We start from the raw sequence: 14,810 nt of genomic DNA, 5'->3' as shown, positions 1-14,810 counted from the left end.
ACCTATCCCCTTTACATTTCAAATGACTTCTATACGTTCCATTGCAAGTGAATATACATTTTCATACCCTGCTGTACTTAGCTTTTGTTGTAATCGATCCGTATCCTCTTTCAAAGCGTGCACTAACACCGTATGTTCTGGTAATAATGTATTTAACATCTCTTTAACGTCTCTTATACTTTGGTGAACTTTATACGGAACTCGCTTCACCCTACATGTACTCCTTACATGTTCTTTCATAACTTTTTCTGCAAAACTCCCTTTCGCAATATGCCCAGTAAAAATAACGGCATTCCGTTTTTCATTCCGAAGTTGTTCATAGTATAACTGTGCTCGTTTCGTTTGCATATTCGCATCACTCATTACAACTATTCCGTAACTATTTTGCATACTAATGTCATTATCCATCACTATTATGCTTCTTTTTAAACTCTCCATAATCCGTTTAAGTTCTTCATTATTTTTTATCCAATCTTTATATATGAACATCTCTTCAAATCCAGCCAAAATTTCTTTATCTACTATAAGCGGAAATTCTTTATATCGTTCATATAAATACAATACTATATCTTGCGCCCTACCAAGTTGTGGCAGCGGTAATAATGCTATTCCTTTATTTTGCATAACTCGTTCAATTTCTGCACATAGATCGTCTAATCTTTCATTTTGCGAAACATCATCTGTGTGATAAGCGGCATCTACAATTGCAACTTTTATATTGTGGCCGAATTTCTCAGGTAAATTAGCTCGTAGTATATTAGACTCTGCTGAATAGTCGCCTGAATAAAATACGTATGTATTACACATATCAACTAAAAACCAAACAGCTCCTAATACATGCCCACTATACCCCCACTGAAACCGCAATGTAGGAGTAATTTGTATCCATTCATTTGGATTACTAATCTCATCAATACATACATAATTTAAATCTTTTATATGTTGGTCGCTATAAGGTAACTTCCACCCTTGCATCACATTATAGTTTCTCCATTTTTCATAATATAACGGCAGTTGCTCCTTCGTATAACGAGTCGTCCAAATTTTTTTCTTATATCCATACTTCGCCAATAAAGGTAAACCCATCGTATGATCTTCATGAATATGTGATAAAAATACCGCATCTAAAAATGGAACAACTTCTCCCTCTATTTTTGGATAACTATTCTCATATGATCGATTAATACCACAATCAAATAATATTTTCGTCTCTTTATTTTTTACAAAATAGCAGGAGCGACCGTACTCCCCTGCTCCTCCCCATACTTCCATTCTCATCATGCTACCCCTTTTCGTTTTTGCTCCATATGTTGCAGCAGTAATAAGCACATTGTTGTAAGTCCAACAGAAACAACGGCCATCGCCATTCCTATAGATACTTCACCCTGTTCAAATTGAGCAAAAACAAACGTTGCTGACGTTTCTACTGATGGAGGTAATACGAGAAGTGATGCTACTAACTCTCTTATTGAAATTGTAAATGTCATCGCCCATCCGGCAAGAATGCCTGGGATAATAAGAGGCAATATTATTTTTCTAAAAATATAAATATAATTTCCCGAAAAAATACTTCCTGCCTGTACGAGAGAATCATCAATTTGTCCGAGTGATGATTTTACATATTGCACCGTGTAAGGTAAAAACAGAACAACATACGTTATGATAACCATAATTGGTGTATTATAAATTGACATAGGCATATATGGTGAATTCCAAAATAGAATAAGACCTACAACCATAACGATTCCTGGTACCATATTCGGTAACATACCGCACATATCAAGCCATTTTTCAGAGTTTTTTTTCCCCTTTCGAATCATAAGTGCCAAAAAGACTCCAATAATTACCGCAATAATCGCTGTTACGAGTGAAAAAAGAAAACTATTCCATAAAGCCTCTAATCCCGGAGATCCCATTGTAAACAATGCCTCATAATGGCTTGTTGTAAAGTTATTTACATGTAAACCGCCGCCTCTTAATTTTGAAAAAGAAGCAATAAGTATAGAAAAGTATGGAATTCCAATTGATACGATTAATAAACCAATTACATACATCCATGCTACAACGCGCGTAAATATAGACAAAGTATATCTTTTAGATTTCACACCTTTTCCACTAACCATTGCATATGAATACTTTCGATTCAATACATTTTGCATATACCAAATGAGCATACAAGCACTAAGTAATAAAGAAGATAATGCTGTTGCACTACTGAAATCAATTGGCCAACTCGAAATAAATTTATGAATTTCTGATGTTAACACGTGGAATCCTATTCTACGTCCGAATGTAGCCGGTGTTCCAAATTCAGCAATCGTCTTTACGAAAATGAGTAAAGCACCCATTACATAACTTGATACTAATAACGGCAATATTATTTTTCTTAAGCGATAGAAAAAACTTCCGCCATGAACTGCTGCAGCTTCTTCTTTACTACTCCCAATCTGAAGTAACGTGTTTTTCAGCATAAAATAAAGGAATGGGAATAAATGCAGACTCATAATTAATACCATACCTCCTAAACTAAAAAACGATGATGAAACTGTCTTTAGCATCGGGAAAAATTGTTCAAAATAGCCGTTAGGTTGCATGAACAAAATCCAGCCCATCGATCCAATATACGGCGGTGTCATAAATGGAATCATAAAAACAATATCTAACTTACTATACTTTCCTACATCTGTTTTGCTCATAATAAATGCCAATGGAAATGCAAATATTGTAGCACCTATTACAACGAGTACACCTAGAAGCATCGAATTTAGAAAAATCCCCGCTAATCCACCACTCTGCATCACTTCAAAAGGCTTTAAAAAATTCCAACTGCTATTTTCATATACACTAGAAAATAAAATAAGAAAAAGTGGAATGACGATTAACATCCCCACAAGTAATAACGCTACCGTCATTCCAACTTGTCTTACTGATACGAATCGATTTACCATGGAATCACCATCTTATTGAAATACTTTCTTAAATTGTTTCCCTATTTCATCTTGCTCTTTCTCAACTGTTTTCCAATCAATATTTAATACTGGAATCTCTTCTACATTTGGTCTATTTTCAGCTTTTATATCTGTTCTACCAGGCAATAAATACGCTTTAGAAACTTGTTTTTGTACATCATCGGATAATAAATAATCAATAAACTCTTTTGCACCTTCAACATTTTTACTATCCTTCATAATCCCCGCTGCACGTGGGCTAATAACTGTTCCGCTTTTTGGATATACGATATCAACAGGTTCACCCTTTGCTTTTGCGCTATACGTCATATAATCAACACCCGCAATGACCATATCTTTCGCACCTGTTACAACTGGGTCTAACGCTTCCTGGTTTGCTCCTGCTACTGTAACTTCATTTTTCTTAAGCTGCTCAAATAAATTCCATCCATCTTGTCCATTCTTTTTCACGTATCCTGTTACAAAGTCTAAAGCTGAACCTGAAAGTGCTGGATCTGGAAGATTCACTTTCCCTTTCCATTCTCCTTTCGTTATATCGCTCCAATCTTCAGGCGCCGTCTTCACATTTTTTGTATTGTACACAATCCCTAATGCTGAAGCACTATACCCGAAATAATGGCCTTTATCATCTGACCATTCAGAACGCAGCTTATCAGCTTGTTTCGCCTCTTTATAAGCTAACGTTTGACCCTCTTTCTTTAATCCTTCCATCGCTGGTAAGGAAGCGAGTACGACAACGTCAACGACTGGATTTTTCTTTTCAGCTTCCATTCTCGCTAAAATTTTACCAGTTGTCCCTTGAAACATTTCCACCTTTATACCAGTTTTCTTTTCAAAGTCTTTTTGAATTTTTTCTGCTAACCCTTTTGGCCCTGCACTATATACAACAATTTTCTTTTCATTCATATTTTTACTTTTTGCATCTGCATTACCTGTCTTTGAACTACAACCTGTTACTACAGTAGAAAATAGTAAAGTACATACAAATAAAGACTTAAGCGAACTGAATTTCTTCATACGATTCTCCCCCTATATGATGAATACATTTTTTTGGTACATATAACGATACTGGTTTCCCGATGCTTAGCTTACTATTGTGATAGGCTGTCCAGATGCCTAAAGTCCCCATATTTACTTTCACTTCATAACGTTCTCCTACATATGTAACATGCTGAATTTCACCTGTATACATTTCGCACACATCATTTTTTGTCCAACTCACATGCTCTGGACGAATCATTCTTTTCCCCTCTACAAGCCAATTCGCCTTACCAACAAATTTGGCAACAAATTCATGAGACGGTTTCACATAAATATCTTCCGGTGTTCCTTTTTGTAATACTTCTCCTTGTTTCATGACAATAATTTGGTCTGACATTGACATTGCTTCTGTTTGATCGTGAGTGACATACAGTGCAGTTAAACCAATGGAATGAACGATATCCATAAGCTCTATTCTCATTTCTTCTCGCAAAATTGCATCGAGTGCACTTAGCGGTTCATCAAACAAAATAAAATGAGGTTTTGTTACAATTGCTCTAGCGAATGCGACACGTTGTTGCTGTCCACCAGAAAGTTCGTGTGGATACCTTTTCTCCATACCTTGCAGGCGAACTCGCTTTATCGCATCCTCTACTTTTTCTCTTAAATGATTCGTTTGCTTTGTAGCCCTTAAACCAAATGCAACATTTTCAAAAACAGTCATGTGCGGCCATAAAGCAAAATCTTGAAATACCATACCGATATTCCGTTCATGAGGAGATGTCTTTATCTTTTTTGTAGCAGAATATATGCACTGGTCTCCAAAATATATTTCTCCCTTATCCGGTTCTTCAAGTCCTGCTATCATTCTAAGTAAAGTCGTTTTCCCACATCCCGAAGGTCCTAAAAGTGTAGTGAATTCCCCTTGTTTCATTACAATCTGCAACGGCTTTAACGCTTGTGTTTTTCCAAATGTTTTTTCTAATCCATTAATTTTAATATCCATCGTCTCACCTCTCTCCCCTCATTCTTAACCTGCTTTCATTCTATATGGAAGATTTATACTGAATGTTAATGTACTGTAAAGATTAAATTAAAAAACTTCTAATAAACTATTTATTTCTATAGATTTTTTCTATAGTTAAAATAAAAAAGGCGGCAATTCATAATGAATCTCTTGAAATTAGAAATTGTAGTACTTATTAAGAAATACAAAAAGCTTACAATCGTTGCAGAAAAACTTGGCGTTAAACAACCAACTATTACTTTTCATATAAAAAGCTTAGAAGAAGAACTCGGTGTGTCTTTATTCGAATTACGTTCTGGAAGGTATTTCTTAACAGAGGCTGGTGAGGCTTTGCACCATTATGCTTGTAAAATAGATGCACTTATGAAAGAAGCTAGACGTGTCACGCAAGAGTTTAAAGATTTTCATAAAGGTGCTATAACAATCGGCGCTAGTTATGTACCAGCGACTTATCTTTTGCCAGCAGTCGTTCATCAATTTCAATGTGAATTTCCCAATATAAAAATAACGCTACTAGTTAAAACAGCCCCTGAAATTCGAATGATGCTACAAAATCACGAAATCGATCTTGGGATAATTTCCGCTGCTCCATTTGATGAACCACTTTTAAAACAAACGAATATAATGCCCGATACACTTGTTCTTGCCTTTTCCAAAGAACATCATTTTTCAAAGAAAGACAATGTATCGTTACAAAATATAGAAAAGGAACGCATACTATTGCATCGTAACCCATCTACAACAAGAGATTTACTTACACAATGGACGTTAGCGCATAACATTACATTCCAATCAGAAATTGAATTAGACTCATTAGAAACGATGAAACAAATTTTAAAATATGGTAATGGAATTGCCTTGATTTCTAAACTTGCTATCGAACAAGAAATACAACGAAATGAGCTATGCTATATACCAATCCCTGAATTTGAATTTCAGCGTAATATTTATACGATTCATCATGAGGACAGATGGAATTCTAAAATCATTTCTTTTTTACTACAGAGCATCACTTCATTTGCAACAAAAAATTAAAAGGCTGTCGTTATGCACGACAGCCTTTTAAACTATAAATCTATTTATTTTTCTTTGCCTCAATTTTTGCTTGCGCCTCTTCAGCCTTATCTAATGCTTCTGATACTTTCTTCTCTTTTTCTTTCACTTCATCTATACTATCGACAGCTTTAATAATTTTATCGATTCCTTCTTCTTCTACCTTTCTACGCTTTGCCACTCTTTCATTTACTTTCTCTTCCACATCTTTTGCTTTTTGAAGCATATTCTCTGCATTTGATGTTACAGCTTTTTCAAGTTCATCATCTTTTTTCTTTTGTAACACTTCATTTGCAATGTCTTTCGCTTCTAAATACTTACCGTCTTTTAATGCTGTTGCTCCGTGATCCATTTTCTCAGCAACTTCTTTATATGATTTGGCTTCATTTCCTGATTTCTCTTTTTCTGCTTTTTCGAACCACATAGTTGCATCACTATACTTTTCATCTTTCAATGATTGCATACCTGTTTCAATATATGTGTCATAATTGCTACATCCAACCATTACAACTAATAGAAAAAGCATAACAAAACTTAATTTTTTCATGCTGTTGTCTCCTTTTCTTTGCAAGCTCACTTTACTTTAACATACATGAAAAAGAGTTTCAAAAACTAAAATACTAATTTAGTCATTTTTATAATGATAAGTCAAATTTTTATTATTTTCTTATTTTTAAGCGGACACATCTAGTTGTTTTTTCGCCATATGTTGCTTTACTCCAACTAATACAACTAACAATAAACCTCCGCCTATTGTCATCATAACAATGCTAGTTGGCAACATATCTAATAGTAGTCCATATACAATCATACCAAGTGGTGCGATTGCAGTAGAAATTGTTTCAAGTAAGCCGAAAACGCGTCCTAAATAACTTGGATCTGTCGTCTTTTGCAAATGTACTTGCATCGGGATATTTACAACCATCATTGATATACCAGTTAACATCATAAAAGCGATATAGTAAATAAAACTTGCTACTTTCGGGATGGTGACTACTAATGGAAACACTGTACATAAACTCAAACTCGCAAATAAAAACAACCCAATATAAACAGAGCGAAACGGATTATTCACTTCTTTACGTACTGATAACGCAATTGCACCAATTAACATCCCAACTGCTAACATTCCCTCTACAACACCGAGTTGTTTCGAAGATAGATGCAAATTTTGAACAATAATATATGGAAGTGAAACGAAAAGTGCACTCGCAAAAAAGTTTACCCCTACTGCAATTTTCATTAAACCATATATTTCATGCTGTCTTTTCACATATGAAAACCCTTCTTTTATACTCGTCAAGAAATGCTCTTTACTTTCAGCCACTTCTTTTTTGTATAAATCAAATACGATAAACAATTGCACAACAACCGCTAAAAAGAATGTAATGCTATTCAATAGGAAAAACGATTTAATTGAAAAGAAACCAAATACAACTCCGCCAATAATCGGTGCTAAAATATTTGATAAAGATGCTGCCGTCTGGTTCAAGGCACTCGCTTTTTGAATACGTCCTTCATCTACTAAACTTGGAATAGATGAAGTTAATGAAACAGAGTAAAAACTCGCACAAATTGATAATAATGCTGCTGAAACATAAATAAACAGAAGTGATGGCCCAAAAGTAGTTGCAAGGATAAACATAATAAACATTGTTAAACTACTTAACAAATCGGTACCGATGACAAGCCATTTTCGATTGACGCGGTCAGCTACAGCACCAGCAATTGGTCCACAGATTAGCCTTGGAATCGATCCACAAATAAGCGTAGTTGCAAACCCCATTCCTGAACCCGTTGTCTTTAATACGTATAATCCCATTGCAAACGTATAAATACCTGCGCCTAATAAAGACGTCATTTTCCCAATCATTATTAAAATAATATTTCTCGTTGCAATCTTCATTCTTGAATCATTTTGTCCTATACTTATATCCCCCATTTTTGACACTCTCCCCTTAAAAGTTAAATTGTGTTAAACTTATTATATAATTAACTTTCCAATTTTTACAACAAAAAGTTTAATGACATTTAACTTTCTAACTATAAAGGAGCAATTATATGGCTACTCTCGGTGAAAAAATTAAAACGTTACGAAAAGAAAAAAAGCTTACTCAAACTGATCTAGCAGGTTCAGAACTCACAAAAAGTATGCTAAGTCAAATTGAAAATGGAAAAGCTACACCTTCTATGAAAACACTACAATATATCGCTGACAAACTTGAATGTGAAACGAGTTTTTTATTAGAAGAAGATGATGTAGAAATTGTAGGACTCATTCAACAAACGGAGAAACTAATAAAAGCAAACAAGTACGATGAAGTATATGAGGTTTTACTACCGATCGTTCAAAAAGAGCTACCTCCCACTTTGAATACTGCTCGTTTATATAAACAGTTTGTAACAGCTGCGGCTAAAATGAAAGATTACAATATTGAATATTACGTTGAAAAGGCTACTTCTATTTTTGAGAAATATACGTTATACCGGGATAGTACGGAAACAAAATTAAAATTATCCTTTACGATATTCACACGTAAAAAATATGCTGAATGTTTACAACTTATAGCTAGTATCCGAAATGACTATGAAGAGAAACATTTAGAAATGGATCTCATTATACATATCGAATTATATTTATATGAAGCAATTATTTTTCTTGCATGTGGTGATTACGAACAATGTGAAAGTGTCATTTTAGATGCACTTGCATTTTCAAAAAAACATCAAGTGTATTATAAAACAGATGAATTTTATCGTATTTTATCTTATCAAAAAGTAATCACGGCTGATAAAGAACAATATTTACATTACATAAAAAAATCAGAGCAATTCGCCATTTTTACAGAAGATAATTTCTCTGCGGCGGTTATTGATCTTTTAAAAGCTTTCTACTACAACACAATTGCTAATGAATATACAATTGCATTAGAACATTTAGAACAATTTCGAGAAAAATTAAAAGATGAGCCAATTTTTCAAGATGATGGATCATATTATCTTGAAAAAGGAAAAGCTTTGTATGGTTTAAAACAATACGAAGAAGCTTTAAAAACATTGCAACGCGCTATCATACCAGATTATATAAACCATCCACTTGATCACGCACGGCTTACAACAGCTGGGGCATATCGCGCTCTTTGTTATGTGAAACTTAATGATAAAAAAAGAGCTCTTGAAGAAGTAACAGAAGCATATGAAATCGTACAGGCCTATCCTGATTCCATCTTCACTTCATTTATTAAAGAAACATTACAAATAATACAAAAACTTTAAGAATGTCTCTAAATGGTATATTATTCCTCTTTTTTAGCAAAGATAATAATGATGGGAGGAATATAAATGAATATACAACGTGCAATAGAGCTTTCTATGTCAGCAGAACAAGCCAATGTCAATTTTCAAGGCATGCCTGTTATGATTCAACACGTCGATGAAAGCAATGAAACCGCCCGCATATATGAAGTAAAAAACCCAGGACGCGAATTAACTGTTCCAGTTAATAGCTTAGAGGAAATATAAGAAATGCCACTTCTCTTTTGAAGTGGCATTTTTCTTCTTTCAGATTACTTATTATAAATTTCTTCTATCCTTTATTTTACATGAGCTGAAAAAATAAGAATTTTCTACTTCTTTTCTTTTTGTGACCTGCTAAAATACAAACTATGGATTAATTATTTGTACTATAGATTAAGGGGGAAAAATAATGGCATCTAATTTAGAAAAAAACAAGCCTTATTATGCAGTTATATTCACTTCTAATTTATCAAATGATACAACTGACTATAATACCGTTGCCGAAGAAATGGAAAAACTCGCAAAGCAACAACCTGGATTTTTAGGTGTAGAAAGTGCACGAGGTAATTCTGGGCTCGGGATAACAATTTCTTATTGGGAATCACTTGATGCAATTGAAAATTGGAAAAAGAACACCTTACATAAAGAAGCGAAAAAAAGAGGTCGTGAGCACTGGTATGAAAACTTCCACCTGCGTATTTGCCTTGTTGAGAAAGAATTTAAGTTTCATAGAGGCGATTTATAACTATGAAGAAAAAAGTAGCTCTCGTTATTGTTCATGAAATATATGGTGTGAACGACCATATGCATCACGTTACCCAGCACTTTACTTCATCTCATATAGACGTATTCTGTCCTAATCTTCTACAATTACAACATGCATTTCATTATAGTGATGAAGAAAAAGCATATGAACATTTTGTAAATCATATTGGATTTGATTATGGAAAAAAGCAAATTGAAGAATTCATTTCTCATCTTTCTAGTAGTTATACACATATTGGACTTATGGGCTTTAGTGTTGGAGCTACCATCTCCTGGCTATGTAGTAACAATCCGAAAATTGATTTTATTATCGGATGTTACGGTTCTCGTATACGTGACTATATTCATATAAAACCAACATGTGCTACCTTACTTATTTTCCCTGAAAAAGAATCTAGTTTTTCAGTATCCTCTTTAATTCACACATTGCAGCAACAAAAGAATCCTTTATTAGAAATAAAACAACTACACGGTGAACATGGATTTCTAAATCCGTACACTGAAAAATATAACGAGCACTCTACAAAACAAGCATACAATTTAATAGATTCATTTCTTGTAAAGTGAAACTTCAATCAGTGGGGTGGGTTAATACTCCACTGATTATTCCCCCTCACCAATCGGGCTGTTAATGCGTGATAAAAACAATCTTATAAAGGAGATTTTTCAACCGCCTCTACTTACAATCTATTATCGTTTGCATTTTATTTTTTACTAATTGGATCTTATATGTAACAACTTTTTATTCGCTACTCCCCGCAAAAGTTAGTGAGTTCCTATTCCTACCCATTTGGTTTTTCCTTTGTATTTTAGGTTTTATAACTTTCTGGCGCGAATGGGGAATAATCGTGTATTCTCAATATGTATCGGTTTTCTTTCCTTGACTAGTTTTTTATTTGGGTTATTGTTGTTAGTTCTTTCGGGGATGTAATAGAAGAAGGAAGAAAAGCCAACTTTCAACTTTTCTTCCTTCTATGTTTACCTTTAGTTTTCACTGTCACTGATTCACAAGGTGTATAATATATTTGAGGTGTCGCCTTATCAACAAACATCATAAACGTAATAAAGCCGATAATAAAGAAAATAAATAACGTTAACAAAATTGCTCCTATCGTTAAAAGTATCATAACACCACCCCTATATTTTTCATGTTATTACACTTTTCGCTATGATATGAGCGTAATCCTTTTTAGAAAAGGAAACGTAACAAAATAATCACAATCACTCCCGTTAATACTGTACCTAATAAACTACGAGTATATATCGCTACAAGAAATGTTGGAATTGCTGCAATAAGATAATCCCACTGCATCGTTTCATGCATAAATAAAACTTGTGCTAAAAGCGCTGCTAATATCGCAATTGGTATGTAATTTAACCATTTTAAACCCCAGTCAGGAATTTGTAGTTTGCTAAATACAAGTAGAGGTAAAATACGTGGCACGAGTGTAACAGCTCCTGCTGCTAGTAAAAGTAATAATACATCTAATCTCATTTCCATTTTTCAATCAACACTCCAATCGTCGCAGCTAGTAAGGTTGCGATAATAACCGCTATACTATTTGGCATAAATAGGTGTGAAACGTATGCGATAATAATCGCTACAATTGCAACACTTAAATGAATTGCTAGTTTCGGTTTACTACTTATGAGCTGAAGAACAAATAATCCGATAAACATCGCTGGTAATGCATAATCCATGCCGTATGTATGTGGATCTGGTATCCACTCACCAAATAGCCCGCCAATGATAGTAGCAAGAATCCAATTTAAATACGCTGTTACATTAAGCCCTATCATCCATCTTTCACCTAAATATCCTTTTTGCGCAGCATGCTGCACTGCAACGCCGAAAGTTTCATCTGTAATTTGCGAACCGATGATTAAGTTTTTAAATAGAGGAATTTTCGTAAAGTACGGTGCAAGTGCAGCACTCATAAGAAGGTGGCGCAAGTTAACAAAAAATACAGTAAAAATAATTGCGGAAGCAGGAGCACCCGCTGCATACATACCAGCTAATATAAATTGGGCAGAACCTGCATAAATTAAAGTGGACATAAACGCAATTTCAATGATGGAGAAACCAGCTGTTTTTGCAATTACACCAGCTGCTATACCGATGCTCAAGTAACCAAATACAGTTGGTAAACAATCTTTTACTCCTTGCTGAAATGTATCGTCACTCTGCAAAGCTACATGTGCCTGAGCTTTACTCATCTCTATCATCCTCCATTCCTTCTAAAGTTCGTTTTCCTGTTACGACATGAACTAAATCTATATTTTCACGCCATAACGTATCTAACTTATCAGCTCCAAATTCCTTTGTGATTTCTTCAACCATAATATCGTGCCGCACATACTCTGTAGCAACGAGAACTAGCGCTGGGTCATACGTTGTAACGGCCCATGAAGTGCTATCATTTGAGAAGTTCGCAATTAATACTTCCTCTCCATCACGAGCAATAACAGTTAAATGACCACCCATTCTCTTTTCAACAACGTGGGGCGTCATATAATTATGATGAAACGTCGCTCCTATTTTTGTTTCTGGAGCTCCAAATAAGATTGAAAATATATGTACGCCTTCCTCTTCCTTTTGATGAATGTATGGTTCAATTTCATGCACTTGTTCTTCCCATACAGAAACCCATAACTCTTCCTTAGCTCTACTAATTATATTGCATATTTCTTTCAAAACACGATCATTTGAACGAATATGCGAAATTACATCTATTTGTCGCTCTTGTTCTAAACAATTTAATTTCTCATCTAAAAATTCAAAGGACTTTTCAAAGTCTTTTCGCATTCGATTCATTAATTCGGTAGCTGGTACTGGTACATATTTAACTGGTTCAGAAGGTACAATATGCACTGCTCCTTTATCCATTAACTTACCGAGTACCTCGTAAATCATAGAACGAGGTACTCCTGTTTGTTTACTCACTTCATAGCCCGTTACTGGGGAATGTTTTAGTAGTCCAATATACGCTTTACATTCATACTGAGAAAATCCTAACTTTTGTAATTCCTTTATAATTTCATCCATCGGTAACCCCTCACAATCTAAATCGCCCTTACTTCAAAACGACGATTTTGCTTCCCTTTACTTTTTACTTTATCAATAACAAGTGTTCCTATTTCACTCGTATTTTTCACATGTGTGCCTCCACAAGCTTGTTCGTCTAAATTTTCAATTGTAACAATGCGGATTTCTTGGATAGTAGTTGGCAGGAGATTTATTGCTGTTTTAATCATTCCTACAGCATTTTCTGCTTCTTCGCGGCTCATATAACGAGTGGAAATTTCTTTATTTTGCTTAATAAGTTTATTCACTTCCTCAACAATTTCTTCTACTTCCACGCTCGATAACTCTTGTAACTCATTAAAATCGATACGTGCTTTATCAGGATAAATTTGATTTCCAGTGCATAGAGCTCCATACTTTTCATAAACAACAGCTCCGATAAGATGCAGTAAAGAGTGATGACGCATTAAATTATGACGCCTTTCCCAATTTATCTCTAATTTAACTGGACCTAACTTTACTTGTGCTTCATCTTTTATATAGTGAACTATTTCTCCTTGCTCCTTCTTTACTTTTTCAACTTCAAATACAGACCCATCTTGTACAATGACACCCGTATCACATTCCTGTCCTCCACCAGTTGGATAAAAAATTGTTTCTTTTACAAATACTTTATTCCCTTCTACTCTTATCACTTCTGTTTCGCAACTCGTTTTGTATGCATCTTCTAAATATAATGCCGTTGCCATACTCTCACCTCTTTAGTAGTTATAGTTATACCTACTAATATAAAAAAGAAGCTCCATAAAGTCAATTGATAATTCTGAAATTTAAAATTAATAAAAGACTCCTTTATTAGGAGTCCACTATCTCAATATTTCATTCGCTTCTTTTTCATAAATTTTATCAAATGACGTCATAACACGCTGTGATGCTTGAATCATCTTTTGATCTGTCATAAGATCTGCCATCTCTTTCGTCATATCTACATTTGAATTTTCTAGCATATGATTTTTTACTATTCCTGTTCCGTTCGGTAAATTAGCAATGTTTCCTTCTGCTAGTGTAAAGCTTTTGTTTTCACGTTGCACGAGACGTGCATTCGTTTCTGCATCTACTGTTTTTGTTTGTAACTGTGCAATTACTATTCTCTTAATATCTGGTTTTTGCAAAGTTCCATCGTTAACTTCTCTATAAATTTCTCCATTATTAGATACGAAGAATTCAACATTTTCTGGAATACGAATACGCTCATTATTAACATCCATCACATAAGCACCTGAAGATGTTTGTAAATAACGATCACTATTTAATGTGAAACTACCATCTCTCGTTAAAAACGTTTCATCATTTTTAGAAGTAACGAAAAATGATGTTGTGCCGGCCGCGCCGTCATCTAAAAAGAAATCTGTAGCGCTATTTGTCATTTGTATATTTCCTTGTACTAAATTCACATGCGTCGCAGCTGGTACTACAGCGTAATCGACCGAACCGATATTTGTTACCGCCCCATCTCCGCGGCGATATGTGTCTTGTACATCAAATACTTTAGACGTCATATTTTCTGCTTTAAATCCTGTCGTTTGAGCATTTGCAACGTTATTCGAATGAACATTAATGCGCTGCATGTAATTCATCATGCCCATAGAACCTATATAAAGACCGTTCATATTCGTTTGAATAAGGCAAGCGC

Annotated in this window: 17 protein-coding genes and 1 pseudogene; 6 read left to right on the top strand and 12 right to left on the bottom strand. The window is 34.5% G+C overall.

Annotated features, from left to right (window positions below):
• Positions 1-18: 18 nt before the first annotated feature.
• Genes EBQ15_RS16280 through EBQ15_RS16265 form a run of 4 tightly spaced genes read right to left on the bottom strand, consistent with a single transcriptional unit; the run spans position 19 to position 4,956 of the window.
• Positions 19-1,281, bottom strand: coding sequence for an MBL fold metallo-hydrolase (locus EBQ15_RS16280; protein WP_033682806.1), 1,263 nt, complete (start codon positions 1,279-1,281; stop codon positions 19-21).
• Positions 1,278-2,948 carry an ABC transporter permease gene (locus tag EBQ15_RS16275; protein ID WP_000248188.1) on the bottom strand — a complete coding sequence of 557 codons (1,671 nt, stop codon included), beginning with the start codon at positions 2,946-2,948 and terminating at the stop codon, positions 1,278-1,280. The genes EBQ15_RS16280 and EBQ15_RS16275 overlap by 4 nt, the downstream gene beginning before the upstream one ends.
• 12 nt (positions 2,949-2,960) lie before the next feature.
• Entirely contained in the window at positions 2,961-3,986 is a 1,026-nt protein-coding gene (locus tag EBQ15_RS16270) for an ABC transporter substrate-binding protein (protein ID WP_000714717.1), read from the bottom strand.
• Positions 3,964-4,956 carry an ABC transporter ATP-binding protein gene (locus tag EBQ15_RS16265; RefSeq protein WP_000351798.1) on the bottom strand — a complete coding sequence of 331 codons (993 nt, stop codon included), beginning with the start codon at positions 4,954-4,956 and terminating at the stop codon, positions 3,964-3,966. Before EBQ15_RS16265 ends, EBQ15_RS16270 begins: the two co-directional genes overlap by 23 nt.
• Positions 4,957-5,118: 162 nt before the next feature.
• On the opposite strand from EBQ15_RS16265, the gene EBQ15_RS16260 reads away from it, so the two are divergent.
• Positions 5,119-6,012 carry a LysR family transcriptional regulator gene (locus tag EBQ15_RS16260; RefSeq protein ID WP_001050594.1) on the top strand — a complete coding sequence of 298 codons (894 nt, stop codon included), beginning with the start codon at positions 5,119-5,121 and terminating at the stop codon, positions 6,010-6,012.
• A gap of 40 nt (positions 6,013-6,052) precedes the next feature.
• On the opposite strand, the gene EBQ15_RS16255 is transcribed toward EBQ15_RS16260, so the two are convergent.
• Both EBQ15_RS16255 and EBQ15_RS16250 read right to left on the bottom strand, forming a co-directional pair.
• Positions 6,053-6,577 (bottom strand): DUF4398 domain-containing protein, encoded by a 525-nt coding sequence (locus tag EBQ15_RS16255; RefSeq protein ID WP_000736449.1) that lies wholly within the window; start codon positions 6,575-6,577, stop codon positions 6,053-6,055.
• 126 nt (positions 6,578-6,703) lie between these two features.
• A complete protein-coding gene (locus EBQ15_RS16250; protein WP_000502487.1) occupies positions 6,704-7,972 on the bottom strand; it encodes an MFS transporter in 1,269 nt (422 codons plus the stop codon).
• Between the two features lie 119 nt (positions 7,973-8,091).
• Here EBQ15_RS16250 and EBQ15_RS16245 point away from each other — a divergent pair, with 119 nt between their 5' ends.
• The 5 genes and pseudogenes from EBQ15_RS16245 to EBQ15_RS16225 all read left to right on the top strand — a co-directional run.
• Positions 8,092-9,306, top strand: a complete 1,215-nt coding sequence (locus EBQ15_RS16245; RefSeq protein ID WP_000212386.1) for a transcriptional regulator — start codon at positions 8,092-8,094, stop codon at positions 9,304-9,306.
• A gap of 66 nt (positions 9,307-9,372) precedes the next feature.
• Positions 9,373-9,552, top strand: coding sequence for an H-type small acid-soluble spore protein (locus EBQ15_RS16240; protein WP_001025731.1), 180 nt, complete (start codon positions 9,373-9,375; stop codon positions 9,550-9,552).
• A 184-nt stretch (positions 9,553-9,736) separates the two neighbouring features.
• The gene (locus tag EBQ15_RS16235) at positions 9,737-10,072 is read left to right on the top strand and encodes an antibiotic biosynthesis monooxygenase family protein (protein WP_000157878.1); all 336 of its coding nucleotides are present in this window, start codon (positions 9,737-9,739) and stop codon (positions 10,070-10,072) included.
• 2 nt (positions 10,073-10,074) lie between these two features.
• Positions 10,075-10,659, top strand: a complete 585-nt coding sequence (locus tag EBQ15_RS16230; RefSeq protein WP_000730924.1) for a dienelactone hydrolase family protein — start codon at positions 10,075-10,077, stop codon at positions 10,657-10,659.
• 95 nt (positions 10,660-10,754) lie between these two features.
• Positions 10,755-11,023: pseudogene (locus tag EBQ15_RS16225) on the top strand (hypothetical protein); the annotation flags it as partial.
• A gap of 25 nt (positions 11,024-11,048) precedes the next feature.
• Here EBQ15_RS16225 and EBQ15_RS16220 read toward each other — a convergent pair.
• The 6 genes from EBQ15_RS16220 to EBQ15_RS16195 all read right to left on the bottom strand — a co-directional run bounded on the left by EBQ15_RS16220 (position 11,049) and on the right by EBQ15_RS16195 (position 14,787).
• Entirely contained in the window at positions 11,049-11,219 is a 171-nt protein-coding gene (locus EBQ15_RS16220; RefSeq protein WP_000602236.1) for a DUF3951 domain-containing protein, read from the bottom strand.
• 62 nt (positions 11,220-11,281) lie between these two features.
• The gene (locus EBQ15_RS16215; protein ID WP_000425943.1) at positions 11,282-11,593 is read right to left on the bottom strand and encodes an AzlD domain-containing protein; all 312 of its coding nucleotides are present in this window, start codon (positions 11,591-11,593) and stop codon (positions 11,282-11,284) included.
• Positions 11,584-12,309 carry an AzlC family ABC transporter permease gene (locus EBQ15_RS16210; protein ID WP_000030481.1) on the bottom strand — a complete coding sequence of 242 codons (726 nt, stop codon included), beginning with the start codon at positions 12,307-12,309 and terminating at the stop codon, positions 11,584-11,586. The genes EBQ15_RS16215 and EBQ15_RS16210 overlap by 10 nt, the downstream gene beginning before the upstream one ends.
• Positions 12,302-13,138, bottom strand: a complete 837-nt coding sequence (locus EBQ15_RS16205) for a TrmB family transcriptional regulator (RefSeq protein WP_000343362.1) — start codon at positions 13,136-13,138, stop codon at positions 12,302-12,304. The genes EBQ15_RS16210 and EBQ15_RS16205 overlap by 8 nt, the downstream gene beginning before the upstream one ends.
• A 17-nt stretch (positions 13,139-13,155) precedes the next feature.
• Positions 13,156-13,866 carry an alanyl-tRNA editing protein gene (locus EBQ15_RS16200; RefSeq protein ID WP_000179557.1) on the bottom strand — a complete coding sequence of 237 codons (711 nt, stop codon included), beginning with the start codon at positions 13,864-13,866 and terminating at the stop codon, positions 13,156-13,158.
• A gap of 117 nt (positions 13,867-13,983) precedes the next feature.
• Positions 13,984-14,787, bottom strand: a complete 804-nt coding sequence (locus EBQ15_RS16195; RefSeq protein ID WP_001013939.1) for a flagellar basal-body rod protein FlgG — start codon at positions 14,785-14,787, stop codon at positions 13,984-13,986.
• Positions 14,788-14,810 lie beyond the last annotated feature (23 nt).

Origin of the sequence: Bacillus sp. 2D03 (assembly GCF_003946765.1) — a bacterium.
Taxonomy (GTDB): domain Bacteria; phylum Bacillota; class Bacilli; order Bacillales; family Bacillaceae_G; genus Bacillus_A; species Bacillus_A cereus.
This window is presented reverse-complemented; position numbering and strand designations above follow the sequence as displayed.